We start from the raw sequence: 20,257 nt of genomic DNA, 5'->3' as shown, positions 1-20,257 counted from the left end.
TCCTCGGTTGTCAGGAAAGGGACGGACCGTGCACGAGGGCGCCGGGTCTGACCGGTTCGCCGCCCGGTTCAGGGGCGTGCGCGCTGACCCCGGCGATCCTGGCCAGCACGAGGCCCGCGCCGCCCACGGCGGTCAGCGTCCCGGTGGCGAAGTCGCGGTGCAGCCGGATCACCCGGTGGGCGGCGGCGAGGTCGCAGTCGTTGCCGGGACCGCCGAGATCGACCTCGTCCAGACCCGCCATCGGCCCGACCCGGGGCGGGCTGCCGCCGCGCGGCGGCAGCAGCAGCAGGTGCACCATCGCGTCCAGCAGGATCGTCGGCACGCTCGTCCCGGCCAGCACCGGCGCCCAGGCGGCGTGGTCCAGCGTGAACGTGGCGCTGTTCCCGCCGGGGCCGCGCGTGTAGTCGCCCGTCCCGGCGAACGGGCCGGTGAGGGAGATCGGGGGTTCAGGGGAGTAGACCGGCATGACGAAGCCGCGCACCGGCTCGTGGGCCGAGCGGTCGCGTGGCCCGGGGAGCACGGCGAAACGGTCGGCCAGCAGGACCGTCGTCTCGGCCAACAGGTCGTCGAAGCGCAGCACCTTCCCGTTCCTGCCGATCCGGTGCGCCGTCATCCGCACGGCGACCTCGGCGCGCCCGTCGCCCCGGCCCGTGACCCGCGCCTCCACGGAGACGGTGCGCGGCGGGCCCGTGGGCCTGATCGTGACCGACGCCCGGCAGACGAGACCGCGGAAGCCGGTGACCACCAGTCCGGGGCACAGCACCGAGGCCGCCCCGGCGGCGGCTTCGAGGGTGAACGTGCCCGGCAGCGTGCTGTCGCCGTTGACCCGGTGGTGGCGCATCCAGCGGCCGTCCCGCTCGGCGAACGTGCGCGGGTCCCACGTCTTCGTGAACACCGCCCAGTCGGCGCCCCGGTGCAGGACGCCGTCGAGCAGCGGCGTCGCCAGCCCCGGGTCCGGCACGGCCGGCGGCGGCGCGTCGGGGGCGGGCGGGCGCGGATCGCCGGGGGAGCCGTGCGTGGCGATGCCGCGCCTGGCCAGCAGGACGCGTTCCTCCTCCCGGATGAAGAACGCCACCCCGCCGGACGGCGGCCGGGTCACGGCGGACAGGAACTGCGCCTGCCCCTGCGCCGTGCTGATGTAGGCGTCCATGCGGTTGCGCCTCAGCGTCTCCCGCATGGTGACGCTGCTGGCGACGCCGACCTCACGCCAGCCGCTCCACAGGACCGCCACCTCGTGCCGCCCGTCGGGCGCCCGCCGCGTGGCCCGCGCGCTCGCGTACGCCAGGTACTCGTTGACGGCGCAGTAGTCGATGTCGCCCGGCGCGGGGGCGAGCGTCGCCAGGGTGCTGAAGTTGCACCAGATGCGGGGCGGGCGCCCGGCCAGGGCTCGCTTCAGGTTGCGGTAACCGGCCGCCTTGGCGGCCCTGACCGCGCGGAAGTCGGGCAGCGACTTGGCGTCCAGCGCGCGCGAGCGCAGGTCGAGGACGCTGTTGACGAGCAGGTCGATCCGCCCGTGCCGCTCCAGGATCTCGCCGAGGACGGCGCCGGTGCGCTCCGCGTCCAGGACGTCGCACACGCGGTGGTGCACGCGGCCCTCGCCGCACAGCTCGGTGAGGCGCCGCACCGTGCGGCGTACCTCCAGGCGCGCCTCGGCCTTCTCGTAGGCGGCGCGCAGCTCGCCGAGCGTCGCGCCGGGCCGTGCGCGGCGTCCCGCGGCGATGAACTCGGCCTGTGGCGGGAGGGCTTCGGCGGTGTCGGACGGCGGGGTGCGGCCGATGACGTAGAGGTGCGGGCGGTCGGTGGCGCGGGCGACGGCGTCGAGCAGTTCCGGCGTGATCCCCCTGGCGCCGCCGAAGGCGACCACGACCGCGCCGGGCGGCAGCGGTGTGGCGGCGGCGGTCGGCGGCGCGTCGTCGTCCGTGACGGCCAGGGCGGACCAGTCGCCGCCACGGCAGGCCAGCGTGTGCGTCGGCACGTGGGCCGCCTCGGCGCGTGCCAGCTGGGCCAGCGCCGTCGCGGCGTCCGGCGCGTCGCTGAGCAGCGTCACCCCGCCGCACTGCGGGACCTCCGCCCTGACGGAACGGACCAGCCCCGTGAACAGCCCGGCGAGCGGCGGCGGCAGGTCGTCGGGCACCGGCCCGAGCAGCAGCGCGCCGAGCGAGCCGCCGGAGCGCAGCGCGGGCAGCGCGGCCTGGAGCGTCGTGAACGTCAGGTCCTGGAGGGCTTCGAGCCGGGCGGCCTCTGCGTCGTCCGTCCCGTCGTCGTCGGCGGGCAGCCGGGACAGGACCCGGACGTGGCGCGGGACGAACGGCAGGCCCGCGAGGGCGCCCGGCGCCTCCTCCGGCGGGACGTGCGTGGCGCCGGGGACGCCGCTCCGTGGCGACCAGACGGCGACGTCCCGGCCGCTCACCGCCGCGGCGAGGTCGGGCGCGTCCGTGAGGACGACGCTGCCCGGCGGGACCGGCGGCCCGGCGGGGGCCGCCCCGGGCGCTGGCACGGGGACGAGCCTGAAGGTCTGACGGCGGCCGATGACGTCCTCGGCGTCCTGGCCGCCGCCGGGCTTTTCGGCCGCGCCGCCCGGCCGGGTGAACCGGATCGGTGGCGATCCGGCGGCGGCCGGCGCGACGACGGTGTCCGTCCCGGTGACGACGCCCTTGAGGACCGTCAACAGCGCGTCCAGCGACAGGTAGGTGTGCCCTGCACCCGCCAGCACGGGCAGCGCGTGCGCGGGCGCGGACGGCCGCCCGGGACCGTCGTCGCCGAGGGCGGTGGACAGCGTGCCGAGCACGGGCAGGCCGTGCTCCCGCGCCGTGGAGAGCCGCGTGACCGCCAGGACGGCGGCGCCCTCCGCGATGGACCGTCCCTCGGGGACGAGCGCCGCGAGATGGCGGTCCCAGCCGCTGATCGGCCGCTGGCACACCGCGCCGATCAGGGCCAGGTCGCAGGCCCTGTGGCGCAGTTGGCGCAGCGCCAGGTCAACGGCCGCGTGCGCCGAGTCGCGGTGGGAGTAGACGCTCGTCCCGAGGCCGCGCAGGTCGTAGTAGTTGGCCGCGCGGCCCGACAGGATGCAGGAGACCGCGCCCGTGAAGTCGTCCTCGTTGAGGTCGCCGGGGATCACCCCCTTGGCCGCCGCCATCCCCTTCGCGAGGTAGTCCTTGAGCGCCTGGGCCCGCGCCGCGTCGGGCAGGATGTCGAACGCGGTGGCGCACTCGCGCGCGTGGACCCGCAGCGCGGCCCGGGTGTTGTGCGTCGTCGGCAGCGTCGCCCCGACGATCACCGCCGTCGTCGGCCGCAGGGCGGTGCCCGGCTCGCCCAGGCCGTCGAGCAGCGGGCCGATCGCCTGGAGCATCATCAGGTGCGCCGGGTCCATGTGACGCATCGTCAGCGGCGGGATGCGCACCTCACGCGGCGACGGCAAGGGGTACGGCACCCCGAACCCGGCCTCGGGCGGCGGGCCTTCACCGCCCAGCCAGGCGGGCACCCGCGTGGGCTCAAGCCCCGGCAGGTGCGTGTTCCAGCCCACGACGACCAGGTCCTCGCCGTCGGCCGGTTCCTCACCACCCCTGCGCAGCGGGGGAGTTGCCAGGGGCGCGCGGTCGGACAGCACCACGTGCGCGTCCGCCCCTCCCAGCCCGAACGACGACACGCCGACCACCCGCGGCCGTGCCTCGTCGGCGGGCCAGGGCGCGTCCGTCACCGGCACCGTCAGCCGCTCCCCGTCCCCGAGCAGCGGATGCGGATCGGTGACCACGGGCTGGCCGGGGACCGCGCCGTGGTCCAGGGCGACCAGCGCGTGCGCGACCGAGACCAGGCCCGCCAGCACACCGGTGTGCCCGAAGACCTGCTTGTTCGACGTCAGCAGGCACGCCCGCTCCCGCTCGCCCAACCGGGAGAGCAGCGAGCGCAGTTCGATCTCGTCGCCCACCGGCGTGCCCGTGCCGTGGGCCACGATCCAGTCCACGTCGCCCGCCTCGACGCCCGCGTCGGCCCAGGCCCGCGCGATCGCCAGCTCCTGCCCACGCGTCGCCGGGGCGTGGATGCCCTTGCCGCGGCCGTCCGCGGCCAGGCCGGAACCCCGGACGACGCCGAGCACCCGGTCGCCGTCCGCCACGGCCCGCGCGTACGGCTTCAGGACGAGGACGACGGCGCCCTCGCCGATCAGCGTCCCGTCCGCCGCCCGGTCGAAGGGCCGCACCCGGCCGCTCATCGAGATGCCCTGCGCCCGGCAGAAGAGCGTGAACCCGATCGGCTCGATGATCGAGGTGCCGCCCGCGAGCGCCATGTCGCAGGAACCCTCGCGCAGCGCCTTGACCGCCGCGTCCACGGCGAACAGGCCGCTGGCGCAGGCCGCGTCGAGCGTCAGGTGCTGCGTGTCGTCCGGGACCAGGCCGCGCAGCGCGTCGCGGGCGACGGACGCGGGCAGGTACGCGCGCGGGTCCCCGCCGTCGCCGCCGTAGTGCGCGCCGATCGCGTGGTCGGCCAGCTCGGCGAGCCATTCGCCCTCCCGGTCGCCCGGGACCGCGTCGCGCACCATGCGCCGGTACTCGTCGCCCAGCACGACGCCCTGCGGGCCGAGGCCCGTCTGGTCGTGGATGCCCGTGGTCGCCGCGAGCCAGCGGTCCTCGGGGCGGCGGCGCACTCCGGCCAGGGCCTGGACGGCGCAGTGCCGCAGCCAGCGCGTCGTCCGCGGCCACCCGGGGTGGCCCGCGTTCCCGTCCGGCTCCGCGAGCGAGGCGGGATCGGGCACGAAGGTGTGGACGTACCCGGCCTCGCGGACGTAGAAGGCGTCGGTCTCCTCCCTGGTCGGCGCCCAGAAGTGCTCCAGGTCGAAGGCGGACGGCTCGCTGGAGAGCAGCGCGCCCTCGCGCAGCCGGTCCCAGAACTCGGCGGGGCCGTTGGCGCCCGGCAGGACCAGGCCGAGGCCGACCACGGCGACGGCCTCCGGGTCCGCGCCCGGCGCCTCGTCCGCCGCCGCGACGGGCGCGGGGGCCGCCACCGGCGCGGGCGGGTCGGCCCGGGGCGGCGCCTCCACCGCCGGGGGCGCGACGGGCCGTGCGGCGAGCGGCCGTTCGGCGGCCCGCCGCGCCCCGACCGGCGTCCTGCCGGGCGCCCTGGCCTGGTCCGCCAGCCTGCTGTGCAGCCGCATGCCCTGCATCCCGCCGATGCTGATGCCGCCGTCGGCGACGAGGGTCTGCCCCGTGATGAAGCCGGTGTCCTCGTGCAGGAGATGGACGATCAGGCGGGCGGCCTCCGGCGTCGAGAGGGTACGGCGCATCAGCTCCCCGGCCGAGGCCGGATCGCCGAGCGCGGCCTCGGGGGAGTCGAGGTTGACGACGATCTCGCTGGCCACCGAGCCCAGCAGCACCGTGTTGACGCGGATGCCCTCGCCGACCAGCTCAAGCGCCAGATAGCGCACCAGCGATTCGAGCGCCGCCTTCGTGACACCGCCGGGGCCGTAACCGGGGACGGGCTGGTGCGCCCCGACGCTCGACAGGCACAGGATGCTCGCGCCCGCACGGCCCGCCATCAGCCCGGCCGCCCGGCGTGAACAGTGGTAGGCCGCCATGACGTTGGTGGACCACGCGCGCTGCCAGTAGGTGTCGTCCACGTCGAACAGCGGCAGGAACGCGCCGCCCGCCGCGTTGTTGACCAGGATGTCCAGCGCCCCGTGCCGCTCCTGGACCAGGTCGAACATCCGGTCGATCTCGGCGGGCTTGGCCACCGAGGCGCGGATGAACTCACAGCTGTGCCCGGCCGCTTCCAGCTCCGCGCGCAGCAGCTCCGCCTGCTCGACGGAGTGGAAGTAGTTGACGATCACATGGGCGCCGCCCTGCGCCAGGCGGCGCACGATGTCGGCGCCGAGGCTCTTCGCCGCCCCGGTCACGAGGGCGACGCGGCCTCGCAGGCTGTTGTCCGTCGAGGTCATCGCGCGGCGGCCTCCGCCCGCGCCCGCACGACCGTCTCGGCGATCCGGCGCAGCGTGCCGACGGTCAGGAGGGAGGAGTTCGCCCGCAGGTCGGGCAGGCCGAACCGTTCCGACACGCGGGCGAGCAGCGCCACCTGCTTGAGGGATTCCACGCCCAGTTCGGACTCCAGTCCGTCGTCCTCGCCGAGGAGGTCGGGCGGGTAGCCGAGGAAGTCGCCGTAGAGCGTGCGCAGTTCGTCCAGCACCGCCGCGTAGTCGGAACCGGCGGACGGCTGCGCGGGGGCCGGTGCCTCGGCGACGGGCGGGGGCGGAGGGGGCGGCGGCGGTGGCGCGGGCGCCTGGACCGGCGGCGTCGTGACCGGTGCCGCGGGCGCGGGCACGCTCAGCCGCACGGCGGGCTCGGGCGCCGCCGGGCGCGGCGGGAGCGGTCCCGCGTCGGCGTACTCGGCCACCAACGCCCGTACGGCCCCGACCGGGTCGCCCTCGCTCAGCGGCACGACACACCGCACGCCCGGCACCGACGCCTCCACGAACTTCGTGACGACGGGCCACTCGCCGCACTCCACGAAGACGTCCGCGCCCGCCGCGTGCAGCTCACGGATGGTGTGCAGCATCCTGACCCGCGCGGTCAGCGCACCGGCGACCAGCTCCACCGGGTCGTCGTCGCCGACGTCACGCCCCAGCCAGGGGGAGCACACCCGCCAGCGGCCGGCGCCGTAGGGCACCCGGGGCGCCGTCGCCCGCAGGTCCCGCGCGGCGCGCGCCATGGCGGGGGAGTGGGTCGGATGCGGCACGTCGAGGCGCAGACTCGGCCAGCCCAGCGCGTCGGCCGCCCGCTCCACCCGCGCGATCAGCGGCTCGGGGCCGCTGAGCACGCTCTGCCGTGGTGCGTTCTCGCAGGCCAGCACGAGCTGCGGGTGGTCGATCAGCCCCGCGAGCGCCTCCGCCCGGCGGCCGTCCACGCCGACCGCGAGCATCCTCCCCTCCCAGCCCTGCCGGGTCAGCGCCTGGGACCTGGCGACGGCCAGGCGCGCCGCGTCCTCCACGGACAGGTGCCCCGCGGCGGCCAGGGCCCACAGCTCGCCGATGCTCTGCCCGACGATCGCGACGGGCCGCGCGCCCTCGGCGACCAGCATGCGGTGCGTGGCCATGCTGACCGCGAAGATCTCCAGGTACTGCACCTCGGGGCCGCGCCGCTCGCCCGCCCCGCCCTCCCCGGTCAGCCGGGCGCCGATGTCGGGCAGCCCCATGTCCCTGGCGGCCTTGTCGATGTCGGCGAGCGCTTCGCGTACGGACGCGTAGCGGCTGTGCAGTTCGCCCAGGACGCCCGCGCGCGGAGCGGCCACCGTACCGGGCATGACAAAGACGGAATTCACCACGTGCACCACCCTCATCCCCGCCCGGCCGCCGCTGTCGCCTGTGAATGCGGGGCCCCGACGGAATGTTCCCTGCCGAACGCGGTCGCTTTTCACGGTAACCGCGCCGCGGGCGGGGCGGCAACAATGCCCCGGGTCCTGGTTTCGGCCTAAACCAAATGAATAATATTATTCGCTAATCTTATTGCTAAGAGTGGTTCTGGCGTTCTTGCCGTGACGCGAGGCGGGGTGCTAGCCGCGGCTGTGACGGGGCCGCGCCGGTCCGCCGATGTCCGTTTCGGCCCGGGACGGCCCGGCTTCCGGGCCTGAGTCGTCCTGGTTTTCGACCGTGGCGCGGCGCACGTGCCTGGCCGAGACCCGCCGGTCGGGGGAGGAGGGGGCGGCGCCGGACGGCGGCCGGGGAGGCGCCCGTGCGCGGGGTGGTGAATTCCGCGGACGCCCCGTGGGAAATGTCCGTACCGTGTCGCGCGACCGTCGGGGAGAACGTTTTCCGGGGAAGGTGTGAATTCTTCACGCCCGAGGTTTTCCGCCCGGAATTCGCGCTCCGTGAAGCCTTGCGCAACGCTTTTCTGCCGGGGGAATTCCGGGGGACGGGACGGGGGCGCCCGTCGCGCCCTCAGCGTCCGGTGAGGGCGCGGGCCTCGGCGGTGTACAGCTCCGCGGGGTCGAACCCCATGTCCGTGAAGTGGCCCGCGAGTTCGAGCGACAGGACGCCGTGCAGGCGCGTCCAGAAGACGAGGGCGTGGCTGAGCACCGGCGGCGGGGCCTCGTGCTCCCGTGCCCACGACCGGTGCCCGGCCAGATGCGCGTCGAGCGACGCCGCCGTGGTGGTCGGCGGTCGTTCGGCGGCGGCGACGTCGAGGAGGACGGTCATGATCGCGGACGCGGTCTCGACGGTGTCAGGCGGAGCCTCGTACCCCGGCACGGGCGTGCCGTAGAGGAGGAGGTAGCGCTGGGGGTCCTCCAGGGCCCACCCGCGCAGCGCGTGCGCGAGCCCGGCGAGGTCGGCGCCGTCCGCCGCGCGGGCCCGCAGGGTGTCGGCGAGGTCGCGGTAGGCGTCCCTGACGAGTTCGGTGATCAACTCGTCGCGCCCGGCGAAGTACCGGTAGAGCGCGGGCCCGCTCATGCCGATGCGGCGGGCGATGGCGTTCAGGGACAGGGCGGAGGCACCGGCGGTGGCGATCTGCTCCCACGCCTGCCGCTTGATCTCGTCCCGCACCTGGGCGCGGTAACGCTCCCGGGGGGTTCCCGTCTCGGCACCGGCCACGCCCGCCTCCGCGCTCCACGACGTGGTCCGCCACGTCTGGTGAGAGGCTATCACCGACCTTCTCGGCTCTCACGGGACGGCCGCCGGTGCCCGCGCCCGGGGGCGGGGCGGGCCCGCGCCGTTACTCCGCGACCGCCTCGATGACGCTGTGCCCGCGGGTGGTGGCCCCGCCCGGGTCGTCCAGGATCCGCCGGATCGTGAGCCCCGCCGCCGCCAGGAGCTTCGTCCACTCGTCCTCCGTGCGCTCCTTGCCGCCGAGGACGACGAGCATCAGGAGGTCGGCCAGCACGCTGCGGATGTCGCCCTCGGCGGGCCGCAGGACGCTCTCGACCAGCACGAGCCGGGCGCCGGGGCGCATCGCGGCCCTGACCTTCCGCAGGACGCGCAGCGCGTTCTCGTCGCTCCAGTCGTGCAGGACGCGCGAGAGGACGTAGACGTCGCCGCCGGGGGCGACCGTGTCGAAGAAGCTCTCCCCGGCCAGCACGCACCGCTCGGTCACGCCCGCCCGCGCGAGGTTGTCCTCGGCCTGCCGCACGGTCTCCGGCAGGTCCTGGAGCACGCCGCGCATCGCGGGGAACCGCGCCAGGACCGACGCGATCATCCGCCCGTCGCCGCCGCCGACGTCCACGACCGTGGAGCACCCCTCGAACGGGTAGCGCTCCAGCGCGGCGATCGCGGCGGGCATGGTGGCGCCCATGGCGCGGTTGAACACCCGCGCCTCGTCGGGGTGGGCCTCCAGGAAGGCGAAGTAGTCCATGCCGAACGCCTCGTCGAAGGCGGGGCGTCCGGTCCTGACGGTGTGGAGCACGTCGGCCCAGGCACGGAAGACGGCGCCGCTCTGCAGCAGGACGCCGTCCCTGAAGCCGTCGGGCGTGCCGCTGGCGAGGACCTTCCCCGCGGGCTTCAGCGCGAACGACCTGCCGGGCAGCTCGGTCAGCACGCCGAGCGCGGTCAGCGCCCGGCAGAAGCGGTACAGCGCGTCCTCGTCGCTCCCGGTCGCCTTGGCGATCTCCCCTGCCTCCAGGGGCCCTTCTGCCAGGAGGTCGGCGAGGCCGAGATGCGCGGCCACGTAGAGCGTCTGTCCTATCCACGGGCCTGACGACTGGTACATCTCCCGGAGATCAGGTCCTGGGGCGGAATCGGTGGGCATGCTTCCTCCGTGGGGCTCGACTGCTGTCCTTGCCTTCGGTCCGTGCCGTCCCACGCGCGCCGCGGCGCGCCGGGGGAGCGCCGGATCAGTCCGTCTCGCCGGGGAGTTCGGCCACCACCAGGAGGTAGCCCAGCTCCCAGACCTCGATGAGGTCGGAGAGGCCGAGGTCGTCGGCCAGCTCGGCGCCGAGCGTGTCGTCGATGTGCTTCCTGTCCTGGGCGATGCGCCGGGCGATCCCCTCCAGGGTCCGGCGCATCACCTGCTCGCTGATGTCGGCCACCTCGACCAGGCGCAGCCCCGCCTCGCGCACCAGGCGCGGGTAGTCGTCGATCGTCACGGTGGGGCCCATGACCCAGTTCTCGTAGAACTTCTCGACGGCGGGGCGCTTGTGCTCGGGGACGGGGGCGCGCTCGAAGAAGTCGGTGAGCACGACCCGCCCGCCCGGCCTGATCACCCGCGCGACCTCCCGCAGCACCTGGACCCGGTCGGGCATGTGGATGATCGACTCCAGGGCCCAGACCGCGTCGAACGCGTCGTCCTCGAAGGGCAGGGCGGCGGCGTCGGCCCACCGGAACGACACGCGGTCGTCCAGCCCGGCGGCGGCGGCGCGGGCGCCCGCCCGCTTGACCTGCTCGTGGCTGACCGTGATGCCGGTGACCTCGCCGCCGGTGGCGTTCGCGAGGCGGAGCGCCGGTGTCCCCATGCCGCAGCCGACGTCGAGCACCCGGCCGCCCGGCGCGGGCCGCAGCTTCTCGATCATCAGCTCGGTGAACCGCTCCTCCGCGCGCTCCAGGGGCCAGGTGTCCCCGGGGGCGTCCCAATAGCCGAAATGCAGATTGTGGTCGCCGCTGAAATTGTCCGACTCGAAACCCGCCATCTGGTCGTAGAGCTGACCCACCTGACGGGCGCTCGTGGATTCCGCAGAGGACATGTGTCTCTCCATTCCGGTTGCGTGAATTCGAAGCGCAGAACGGTGACGCTTCCCGTGTGAATAGTCGGGAAGAAGGCCGGTCGAGGGTAAAGACTTCCCTGCCCGGCGCGGGTGTTGTCCGACAGGCCGCACCTTCGCCGCGAAGATTAGCAACCCGTTCTGGGGCGCGGCAAGAAAAGATTGGGCAATGAATTTGTTTCGGTGTTTGTTTCGGTGGTCCACGGATGACATTGATCTGGCTTGATCTGTTGGCGCCGATGATCTCCACGGGAGCGGCGCGCCCGCCGCGCCACGGGCCGCGCCGAGACGCCCCGAGCGCTCATCCTGCCACTCTGGCCTGGGGTTTCACCGGTTTTCCTTCCAGGTTCCCCCAGGTGTCCACAAGGTCGTCGCGCGGTGGGCGCGGTGGGGGAGAAGAGCGTCGGAGCCAGGTGGGAGGAGCAACAGGCAAGGGTTTCGGCCATATGCCACGGAGGGGCATACGCGAGGTGGCGTGGAACCGTCCGTGATGCTTGACTGGGGTCCGCCGACGGGGTGCGTGAAAAAGCGTGGTACACCCCGCCTTCGGGTTGCGGAATGAAAAATTCCCATTTCGGTGGACCGACGACTGGTTCAACTGTTTGTTGAGCGCGAGTCAGCGACGGGGGTTCGTGAAGGTGCTTTACCGGGGTGTTTCCGGGCCTGTTCGGACAGACAACTCATGGTGCCGGTCGGCGATCGGCCGATTTCGGTGCGGGCCGACCGGCCCACGGGCCTGGCGCCGCACGCCTGCCCCACTCGGCCCCTGACGGCGCGAGCGACTTCCGCCCATTCCGGTGGTCCGCCCGGTGTGCCACCGGACGGCTGATCCGCCGGGCGTACGCCCCGACGCGCCGACGCGCCGCTCCCCCGAGGACAGGGCCTGGCGCCGCCATGCCCGGCGCACCGACATCCCCGCCCCGGCACGCCGTCGGCCGTACCGGCGCGGCGGGTCCGTCCGACCGTGCCGCCCTCCCCGCGACGTCATGGCGGAACACCGTGTTCCGCCGCCACACATGCTCAAGGAGGAAGACCGTGAGTGCCGTAACGCCAGCACCGACACCGGACTTGATGCAGCTCTACCACATGGGCGGTCCCTGGGTCGGGCAGACCTTCTACGTCGCCGCCCAGCTCGGCATCGCCGACCACCTGGGCCAGGAACCGGTCCAGGTCGCCGACCTCGCGGCCCGCACGGACGCGAACGAGGAGGCGCTGTACCGTTTCTGTCGCGTCCTCGCCTCCATGGGCGTGCTGGAGGCCCACGACGGACGGCGCTTCTCGCTCACCGAGGCCGGGGCCATCCTGCGCAGCGACGCCCCCGGCGGCTTCCGCTACGGCGTGATGCTCCAGAGCGGCGCCTGCTTCCGCGCCTGGACCGAGGTCATGCACACCGTCCGCACGGGCGAGCCCGCCTTCGACAGGGTGCACGGCGCCGCCTACTACGACTTCCTCGAAGCCAACCCGGCCGAGAACGAGCTGTTCAACCGGGCCATGGGCGTGACGTCCCTCGCCCCGGCCATCGCCGCCCTCGACCGCTACGACTTCACGGGCCTCGGGCACGTCGTCGATGTCGGCGGGGGCGGCGGCACGCTGCTCGCCGCCGTCCTCCGGCGCAACCCCGGCATGACCGGCGTCGTCCAGGACCTCGCGGCCGTCACCGCCGAGGCGCCCGCGCACCTCGCCGCCGAGGGCGTCCAGGACCGCGTCGAGGTCGTCAGCGGCAGTTTCTTCGACGCGGTCGTGCCCGGGGCCGACGCGTACGTCCTCTCCCGCGTGCTGCACAACTGGAGCGACGAGGACTGCCTGCGGATCCTCGGCCGCGTCCGCGAGGCGATGCCCGCGCACGCCCGGCTCATCGTCATCGACAGCGTCATCCCCGAGGGCGGCGGCCTGCACCCCAGCATGCTCGCCGACCTCTTCATGATGGTCATCCTCGGCGGCAAGGAGCGCACCGAGGGCGACTGGCGGCAGCTGCTCGACGAGGCCGGCTTCCGCATGACGCGCGCGGTCCAGGCCGAGAACACCGGCGGCACCCTCGTGCACGCCCTGGTGGAGGCCGTCCCCCGCTGACCGGCGCCCGCCCGCGCCCGCGACCCTCTCCCGCCGCGGCCGTCCGCCGGGACCGTCCGCCGGAACACCTGTCCCGCCACTGACCGAAACGAGGCACTGCACATGGTTTCACGAAGAGCGTTCGTCCGCGCGGGAGCCGCGGCGACCCTGGCCGCCGGGACCGCGACGGGCGCCCTGGCGCCGGTCCTGGCCCACGCGACGGACGAGCCCGACTGGGCGTCACTGCGGCGGCGGTTGAGCGGCACCCTGGTCCTGCCGTCCGACGCGGCCTACACCACGGCGAAGCAGATCTCCTGGACCGAGTTCGACACCGTACGGCCCGCCGCCGTCGCCTACTGCCAGTCGGCCGCCGACGTGAGCGCCTGCCTGCGGTTCGCGCGGGCGCGCGGCATACCGGCGACGCCGCGCAGCGGCGGGCACAGCTTCATGGGCTTCTCGCTGACCACGGGCCTGGTCATCGACGTGTCCCGCCTGAACGGCATCAGGGCCGAGGGCGACGTGGTCACCATGGGCGGCGGCGCGCTCCAGATCGACGCGATCAGCGGCCTGTCCGGCACCGGACTCGCCCTGCCGGGCGGGCTCTTCCCGACGGTGGGCGCGGGCGGCTTCGTCCAGGGCGGCGGGCTCGGCTGGCAGACACGGTTCCTCGGGATGGCCTCCGACACCCTCGAATCCGCCACCGTCGTCCTCGCCGACGGCAGCGTCGTGACCGCCTCGGCCGCGCACAACGCCGACCTGTTCTGGGCCCTGCGCGGCGGTGGCGGCGGCAACTTCGGCGTCGTCACGTCCTACCGCATGCGGGCGACGCCGGTGCCGACGCTCTCCCGCTTCAGCCTCGGCTGGACCTGGGACCAGGCCGCCGACGTCTTCGCGGCCTGGCAGGAGTGGGCCATCGCGTCGCCGAACAGGCTCAGTTCTGGGCCGGTGCTCGCGATGTTCGACGCCGCCGCCGGCAGCGTGCCGACGGTGGGCGTGCCCGGCGTGTGGATGGGCGACCCCGACGACCTGCCGCCGCTGCTCGACGCGCTCGTCGCGGAGGTCGGCCACACCCCGGCGACGCGCACCGTCAACGACGACACGTACACCGCCGGGATGCTCGCCTGGTACAACTGCTCCAACCTGACGGTGCCCCAGTGCCATCTCCAGGGCACCACCCCCGACGGGCAGATCGCCCGCTTCGGCTGGTCCTTCGACCGCAGCCGCCTCTTCGGCGAGGCCATCCCGGCGGCGGGCCTGGACGCGCTGCTCACCGCGTTCGACGCCGACCGGGCCGCGGGCCACTCCCGGTTCATCCGCACCATCGTCCTCGGCGGCCGGGCCAACGAGTTCGGCCGTACGGAGACCGCCTACGTCCACCGTGACTCCGAGTTCGTCATGAGCATCGCCACCGGCCTGCAAGGCGGCGCCCCGCCCGCGGCCGACCGCGCGGTCGCGCAGACCTGGGCGGGCAACGTGTTCGACGCGGTCAACCCGTATTCGAACGGCGAGAGTTACGTCAACTACCTGGACCGAGTCCTGCCCGACTGGGCCGACGCCTACTACAAGGAGAACCTGGGGCGCCTCAGAAGGGTGAAACGTCACTACGACCCGACCAACTATTTCCGTTTCACCCAGAGCATCTGACCCCCGGCCGGTGACCGGCCCGCCCGGCGGGTCACCGGCCGTTCCGGCGATGGTCAGGGAATGAGCGTCCGGGGGAGCTGTGCACCAGAACTTGGTAGAACGCTGGTCCGAATTACTCGTCCTCAACCGCACCATCGACACGCTGTGCCGGGGAGTCGGAGACCTCCTCTTCATCGAGGGGGGCTTCGGCATCGGCCGCACGGCCCTGCTGCTCGAACTCGAACGCGCGGCGCGGGCGCGTCAGGTGATCATGTGCACCGCCCGCTGCGGCTCCCTGGAGGCCGACTACCCCTACGGAGTGATGCAACAGCTCCTGGAACCCCACCTCTCCGCCCTCGCCGCCGGACACACCGAGGCGGCGCGGCCCGCGGCCGAACTGCTCCGCGTCATGGACTCGTGCGTGTCGCCCGAGGGCGACACCGGCGACATCTCCGTCCTCAGCGGCATGCTGTGCGCCATACGCGGCATGGCGGAACGGGCGCCGGTCGTCCTGGCCGTGGACGACATGAACTTCTGCGACGCGCCCTCCCTGCACGTCCTCGCCTACGTCGCGCGCCGCCTCAAGGGGTGGCCGGTCGCGATCGTGGCCACCCGCAGGCTCGGCGAGCCCGTGGCCAGCCCGCCGATGCTGGCCGCCCTGTGCGCGGCCGGTGAGTGGACGGTGCTCCACCCCGCCCCGCTGACCGAGGCGGGCACCGGCGACCTCGCCGTCGGCCTCCTCGGCCCGACGCCCACCCCGGTCGTGGACGAGCTGCACCGGCTGACGGCGGGCAGCCCCGCCGTGCTGCACACCATGCTGCGGGCCGGTGCCGGTCCGCACCAGGAGCCGGGCGGGGCGGTGTGGTCCACCGGCGCGATCGAGGGGCTGGTCGCCGCCAAGGTGCAGGAACGTCTCGCCCACCTGCCCGCGGCCGTGGGGCGCGTCGCCGAGACCGTCGCCCTGCTGGAGGGCGAGGCGGACGCCGCCCTCGTCGCCGAGGCCGCGGGGATACCGATGCGTGAGGCGGCGGCCAGCCTGGCCGTGCTCGGCGCCATGGGCCTGCTCACCGACCTCGCGCAGCCCTCGTACACCAGCCCGGTGGTCGGCCGGGCGCTGCGCCGCCTTCCGGAGGCCGTCGCCCCCGACCGGATACACCGGCGGGCGGCCGAGGTGCTGCACCAGCGCAACGCCGATCCGGCCGCCATCGTCCGGCACGTGCTGCGGACCGGGCCGATCGGCGCCGCGTGGGTGCCCGAGGTCCTGCGGGCCGAGGCGGACAAGGCCGTGCCGGAGGGCAAGCCCGCCGAGGCCCACGCCCTGCTGCGGCGCGCGCTCCACGAACCCCTGGCCGACGACGTGCGCGACGACGTCCAGGCGTCGCTCGACTGCGTCGAGCTGATCACCGATCCGCGGGGCCTCCTGGTCAGGCTGCGACCGCGCCTGAAGGCCGCCAGGACCCCACGTACGAGGGTCAGCACCGTCCTCACCTACGCGCAGGCCCTCGTCCGCTCCCACCGGATCGAGGAGGCGGCCGAGACGCTCCACGAGTGCCGAGGCGACCTCGCCGCCCTGCCGCCCACCCGGTCGCGCGACGCCCTGCTGCGCCAGCTCGACAGCGGCGAGGCGATGGCCGCCCTGCTCGGCACCTCGGGCGCCGGGGACACGGCCCGCCTGCTGGCGCAGCTCCCCGACGACAGCCCGGACGACACGCTGCACCGCACGTCCCTGCGCGCGCTGCACGCCGCCGTCGAGGGGCGGACGCCCGCCGCCGAGGTGGTGGAGGCCCTGCGCGGGGCGTTCGCGGCCGACCTGGACTCGGGCCGCGAGCCGCAGTTGATGCCGTACACCCTCTACACGCTGCTGTGGGCCGACGAGCTGGACCTCGTCTACCAGCGGTGCGACGCGGTCCTCACCGGGCGGCAGGGGGTGGGCGGCCTGTCAAGGACGATCATGGCGCTGGCCCTCCGGTCGGCCTGCCAGCTGGAGATGGGGCGGCTCGAAGGCGCCGAGCGCGACGCCAGGCAGGCCCTCGGCTTCCTCGGCGGACAGGACGGCGGCGCCGACCTGATCCAGTCGCTCGTCCTCGTGCCGCTGCTCAACGTCCTCACCGAACTCGACCGCACCGACGAGGCCATGGCCCTGCTGGGCGCGCGCGGCAGCGCGGGCGCGCTCCCCGAGTTCTGGCCGCACACCCTGCTGCTCGCGGCGCGCGGACGGCTGAAGGGCGCCCGCGGCGACATCGAGGGCGCCCTGGCCGACCTCAAGGAGAGCGGGCGGCGGATGGAGGGCTGGGGGACGGACAACCCGGGCATCTCGCGCTGGCGTTCCGAGGCCGCGTTCATGAAGAACCAGCTGGGTGACGTCGCGGGCGCCGTCGCCCTCGTCGAGGAGGAGGTGCGCGCGGCACGCCGGTGGGGCACGCCGCGCGCGGTCGGCGTGGCACTGCGTGCCAAAGGGCTGATCCTGGGCGGCGCCGAGGGGCTGGCCGCCCTGACCGAGGCCGTCGAGGTGCTGCGGTCGGGTGCCGCGCACCTGGAGACGGCCTACGCCGAGGCCAGCCTCGGCATCGTCCAGCGGCACGAGAACAACCGGCGCGAGGCCCGCGAGACGCTGCGGCGCGCCCTGACGCTCGCCCAGCGGCTCGGCGCGCTGCGGCTGGCCGGGCGCGTCCACACCGAACTCCTCGCGGCGGGCGGGCTGCCCAGGCGCTCCGAGCACTTCGGCACCAAGGCCCTGACCGCGAGCGAGTACCGCGTGGCGCTGCTCGCCGCCGTCGGCCGGACCAACGGGGCGATCGCGCGGGAGCTGTTCGTGACGCGGCGGACGGTGGAGACGCACCTGACCCGCGCGTACCGCAAGCTCGGCATCCAGAGCCGCTCGGAACTGGGCCGTGTCCTCCAGGTGTGAGCCCGCGCGGGTCCCTCGGCGGAGGGGGTGGTCAGGGCTGGGGCGGCGCGCAGGCGTCCCCGGCCTGCTGCCCGTCCTCGATCCGGTCCACCGGCGCGCCGACGAGCCGCAGCAGGACGGACCGCAGCTGCGCCGCGTCGCCGCCGTCCAGGTCGGCGAGCAGGCGGGTCTCGACGGCCTCGACGTCCGCGCGCGCGGCGTCGAGGGCGCGACGGCCCTCCTCGGTCACCTCGATGATGCGGGCCCGGCGGTCGGCCGGGTCGGGGCGGCGCCTGACCAGTCGCGCCGACTCCAGCTCGTCCAGGACCAGGACGAGCTTGCTCTTGTCCACCGAGACCGCCTGGGCCAGCGAGAGCTGGCTGCGCATCGGGGAATCGACGACGGCCATGAGGACCGTGTAGCCCCACAGGGTCATCCCGTGCTTGCGCACGACCGCGACCTCCGCCGTGGCGAGGCCCTGTTTGAGCCGGGCGAACAGCCAGTGCAGGTCGCTGTGGAGCCGACCGACCGGCGCCTGGCCGTCGGCGGGGGTGGTGGTGAGGGCCATACCAGCAGAATAGCAAAGGGATCAAATCGTCTTGACCTAAGACTATCTTGGTCTACTCTGGTTCCGACTTCAGATCATCTTGTCTGGAAGGGAATATCCGTGGCGCATCTGCTGCACCTGGACGCCAGTGCCCGCAGCGACTCGTTCTCCCGGGAGCTGGGCACGGCCTTCGTCAAACACTGGACGGCCGCCCATCCGGAGGGCACCTACACCTACCGTGACCTGCTGAGCGAACCGGTCGCGCCCATCGACGAGGCCAGGGTGCGCGTCGCCACCCAGTCGTCCGTCAACGGCGTGCGGGACCTCGCGGCCATGGACGAGGTGGCCTCCGCGCCCGAGCTGGCCGAGGCGTGGGCGGCGACCCGTCCGCTCATCGAGCAGTTGCTCGCCGCCGACGTCCTGCTCATCGGAACGCCCATGTACAACTACTCCATCCCCGCCGCGCTCAAGGCGTGGATCGACCGGGTGACGCTCCCGTGGCTGCCGCTCGCGGGGAAGTCCGTCGTGGTCCTCAGCGCACGCGGCGGCGCGTACGGGGAGGGCACGCCCCGGCAGCCCTTCGACTTCCAGGAGCCCTACCTGCGCGCCTACTTCGGCGCGCTCGGCATCGAGGACGTCGAGTTCGTCCACACCGAGCTGACCCACGCCCCGGTCATGCCGTTCCTGGCCCAGTTCCGCGACGCCCACGCCGCGTCGCGGGCCGCCGCCCTGGAGGCCGTCGAGGCGCTGGCCGCCCGCGTGCCCGCCGAGGCCCCGGCCAGCTGAGCCGGAACGCCTTCCCATCACACGAGAGGAACCCGCACGATGGACACCGCGCTCAAGGACCGTGTGGTCCTGGTCACCGGCGGCTCGACCGGCATCGGCGCCGCCACCGCCCGCGCCTACGGTCAGGAGGGCGCCCGCGTCGCGCTGACCTACCGCAACAACCCGGAGAAGGCCGAGAAGGTCGTCTCCGAGATCGAGGCCGCCGGTGGCCAGGCCCTCGCCGTCCGCCTCGACCTGGAGGACCTGCCGACCGTCGAGGAGGCCGTGACCACCGTCGTCGCGCGCTGGGGCGGCGTGGACGTGCTCGTCGCCAACGCCGTGCGCTGGGGCGGCGACGGCCCGCCCGACCCGAGCATCCGCTTCGAGGACGTGCCGCTGGCCGAGTGGCAGGCCATGATCGGCGCCAACCTGATCGGCGCCGCCGCCCAGGTCCGCGCCGTCCTGCCCGCCATGCGGGAACGCGGCTGGGGCCGCATCGTCCTGATCTCCTCCAGCGTCGCCGAGGAGGGCCTGCCGGGCCCAGGACCCTACGGCACGGCCAAGTCCGGCCTGTACGGGCTCGCCCGCAGCCTCGCCTGGGAGGCGGGCCGCGACGGCATCCTCGTCAACGTGGTGGCCCCCGGCTTCACGCTGACCGACAGCCGCCCGCCCATCCCCCAGGCGCTCATCGACCGCCTCGCCTCCGGTACGCCCACCCGCCGCCTCTCCGACGCGGACGACGTCGCCAAGCTCGTCCTGTTCCTCGGCTCGGGCGCCAACGCCAACCTGACGGGCGAGGTCGTCCGCGACGGCTCGTCCGCCGCGCGCGCCCCCCACGTCGGCCCCTGACGCCCCACCCGCCGCACCCCCCTGAACGCCCCCTGAACCGGGGTCCCGTCCGGCCTTGCCGGACAGGACCCCGGTTTTTCCATGTCCGCGGCCGTCACGGCACGGAGTGACGGAGATTGTCGCGGTACTGCTCTGACGTGCCCGCACCTGCCCTCCCCCGACGATGGCTCATGCAGGCGGACGCGAACCGCGCCCCGCAGGGGAGAGGAAGGGCAGCAGGCCATGCAACCCCGAATCGCCATCGTCTACTTCAGTTCGAGCGGGGTCATCTCCCAGGTCGCGTCACACCTGGCGGAGGGCGCCGCCGCGCAGGACGCGGAGGTCCGTGTACGGGCCCTGGGCGCGCACGGCCGTCCCGCCGAGCCGACGCTCGACGACCTCGACTGGGCCGAGGGGCTCCTGATCGGCACACCCACCTGGTTCGGCAACATCGCCGCGCCGCTCAAGGCGTTCCTCGACACGACGAGCCCGCTGGCCCTCCACGGACGGCTGGCCGACAAGCCCGTCACCGGCTTCACCAGCGCCTCGCTGCCCAACGGCGGCCAGGAGGCCGCGCTCCTGGCGCTCTACCACACGATGTTCCACTGGGGCTCGCTGATCGTCCCCACCGGCTACACCCACCCCGTGCTGCGCAGGATCGGCGGGAATCCCTACGGCCTGTCCCTGACCGCGCCCTCGTCCGGCGAACTGACGCCCGACCAGGTCGAGGCGGCCCGCTTCGTCGGCGGCCGGATCACCCGCACGGCCAGGCAGCTCCGTCCCACGGGCCCGCGCCAGCTGCGCGACTTCTGGCCCGCCGACACGTCCCCGCGCCCCGCCGGGACCCTGGCCGCCGCGGACTCCCGGCGCCCCTGAGCCCGGCTCCCCAT

12 protein-coding genes are annotated in these 20,257 nt (G+C 74.2%); 6 read left to right on the top strand and 6 right to left on the bottom strand.

Annotated elements, in window-relative coordinates; all coding sequences use genetic code 11:
• Positions 1-10 precede the first annotated feature (10 nt).
• From IF27_RS27445 to IF27_RS27425, 5 genes are all read right to left on the bottom strand, one after another.
• The gene (locus IF27_RS27445) at positions 11-5,926 is read right to left on the bottom strand and encodes an SDR family oxidoreductase (protein ID WP_052852549.1); all 5,916 of its coding nucleotides are present in this window, start codon (positions 5,924-5,926) and stop codon (positions 11-13) included.
• Complete coding sequence (locus tag IF27_RS27440; protein ID WP_052852548.1) at positions 5,923-7,284, bottom strand: acyltransferase domain-containing protein; 1,362 nt, start codon at positions 7,282-7,284, stop codon at positions 5,923-5,925. Before IF27_RS27440 ends, IF27_RS27445 begins: the two co-directional genes overlap by 4 nt.
• 634 nt (positions 7,285-7,918) lie before the next feature.
• Entirely contained in the window at positions 7,919-8,569 is a 651-nt protein-coding gene (locus tag IF27_RS27435) for a TetR/AcrR family transcriptional regulator (protein WP_052852547.1), read from the bottom strand.
• 121 nt (positions 8,570-8,690) lie between these two features.
• Positions 8,691-9,719: a methyltransferase gene (locus IF27_RS27430; protein WP_110946299.1), complete on the bottom strand. Its 1,029-nt coding sequence runs from the start codon at positions 9,717-9,719 to the stop codon at positions 8,691-8,693.
• A gap of 85 nt (positions 9,720-9,804) precedes the next feature.
• Positions 9,805-10,650, bottom strand: a complete 846-nt coding sequence (locus IF27_RS27425) for an SAM-dependent methyltransferase (protein WP_052852545.1) — start codon at positions 10,648-10,650, stop codon at positions 9,805-9,807.
• Positions 10,651-11,739: 1,089 nt separating this feature from the next.
• Between IF27_RS27425 and IF27_RS27420 the strand changes: the two genes are divergently transcribed.
• From IF27_RS27420 to IF27_RS31880, 3 genes are all read left to right on the top strand, one after another.
• On the top strand, positions 11,740-12,738 hold the full coding sequence (locus IF27_RS27420) for a methyltransferase (RefSeq protein WP_052852544.1): 999 nt from the start codon (positions 11,740-11,742) through the stop codon (positions 12,736-12,738).
• A 102-nt stretch (positions 12,739-12,840) separates the two neighbouring features.
• On the top strand, positions 12,841-14,361 hold the full coding sequence (locus tag IF27_RS27415) for an FAD-binding oxidoreductase (protein ID WP_052852543.1): 1,521 nt from the start codon (positions 12,841-12,843) through the stop codon (positions 14,359-14,361).
• Between the two features lie 79 nt (positions 14,362-14,440).
• Complete coding sequence (locus tag IF27_RS31880) at positions 14,441-17,248, top strand: AAA family ATPase (RefSeq protein ID WP_052852542.1); 2,808 nt, start codon at positions 14,441-14,443, stop codon at positions 17,246-17,248.
• A 31-nt stretch (positions 17,249-17,279) separates the two neighbouring features.
• Here IF27_RS31880 and IF27_RS27405 read toward each other — a convergent pair whose 3' ends face one another.
• A complete protein-coding gene (locus tag IF27_RS27405) occupies positions 17,280-17,795 on the bottom strand; it encodes a MarR family winged helix-turn-helix transcriptional regulator (protein WP_052852541.1) in 516 nt (171 codons plus the stop codon).
• Between the two features lie 99 nt (positions 17,796-17,894).
• On the opposite strand from IF27_RS27405, the gene IF27_RS27400 reads away from it, so the two are divergent.
• From IF27_RS27400 to IF27_RS27390, 3 genes are all read left to right on the top strand, one after another.
• Positions 17,895-18,560: an FMN-dependent NADH-azoreductase gene (locus tag IF27_RS27400; protein WP_052852540.1), complete on the top strand. Its 666-nt coding sequence runs from the start codon at positions 17,895-17,897 to the stop codon at positions 18,558-18,560.
• Between the two features lie 39 nt (positions 18,561-18,599).
• Positions 18,600-19,388 carry an SDR family NAD(P)-dependent oxidoreductase gene (locus IF27_RS27395; RefSeq protein ID WP_052852539.1) on the top strand — a complete coding sequence of 263 codons (789 nt, stop codon included), beginning with the start codon at positions 18,600-18,602 and terminating at the stop codon, positions 19,386-19,388.
• A 222-nt stretch (positions 19,389-19,610) separates the two neighbouring features.
• A complete protein-coding gene (locus IF27_RS27390; RefSeq protein ID WP_052852538.1) occupies positions 19,611-20,243 on the top strand; it encodes a flavodoxin family protein in 633 nt (210 codons plus the stop codon).
• Positions 20,244-20,257: the final 14 nt, after the last annotated feature.

The organism is Streptomyces avicenniae (assembly GCF_000719135.1).
In the GTDB taxonomy this organism is placed as follows: domain Bacteria; phylum Actinomycetota; class Actinomycetes; order Streptomycetales; family Streptomycetaceae; genus Streptomyces; species Streptomyces avicenniae.
The sequence above is the reverse complement of the archived record's forward strand: the minus strand, read 5'-3'. Positions and strand labels throughout refer to the sequence as shown.

Bases quoted from the DNA above. Each gene is read 5' to 3' on its own strand.
- IF27_RS27445 (WP_052852549.1), bottom strand. From the start codon at position 5,926: ATGACCTCGACGGACAACAGCCTGCGAGGCCGCGTCGCCCTCGTGACC.
- IF27_RS27440 (WP_052852548.1), bottom strand. From the start codon at position 7,284: ATGCCCGGTACGGTGGCCGCTCCGCGCGCGGGCGTCCTGGGCGAACTG.
- IF27_RS27430 (WP_110946299.1), bottom strand. From the start codon at position 9,719: ATGCCCACCGATTCCGCCCCAGGACCTGATCTCCGGGAGATGTACCAG.
- IF27_RS27425 (WP_052852545.1), bottom strand. From the start codon at position 10,650: ATGTCCTCTGCGGAATCCACGAGCGCCCGTCAGGTGGGTCAGCTCTAC.
- IF27_RS27420 (WP_052852544.1), top strand. From the start codon at position 11,740: ATGCAGCTCTACCACATGGGCGGTCCCTGGGTCGGGCAGACCTTCTAC.
- IF27_RS27415 (WP_052852543.1), top strand. From the start codon at position 12,841: ATGGTTTCACGAAGAGCGTTCGTCCGCGCGGGAGCCGCGGCGACCCTG.
- IF27_RS27405 (WP_052852541.1), bottom strand. From the start codon at position 17,795: ATGGCCCTCACCACCACCCCCGCCGACGGCCAGGCGCCGGTCGGTCGG.
- IF27_RS27395 (WP_052852539.1), top strand. From the start codon at position 18,600: ATGGACACCGCGCTCAAGGACCGTGTGGTCCTGGTCACCGGCGGCTCG.
- IF27_RS27390 (WP_052852538.1), top strand. From the start codon at position 19,611: ATGCAACCCCGAATCGCCATCGTCTACTTCAGTTCGAGCGGGGTCATC.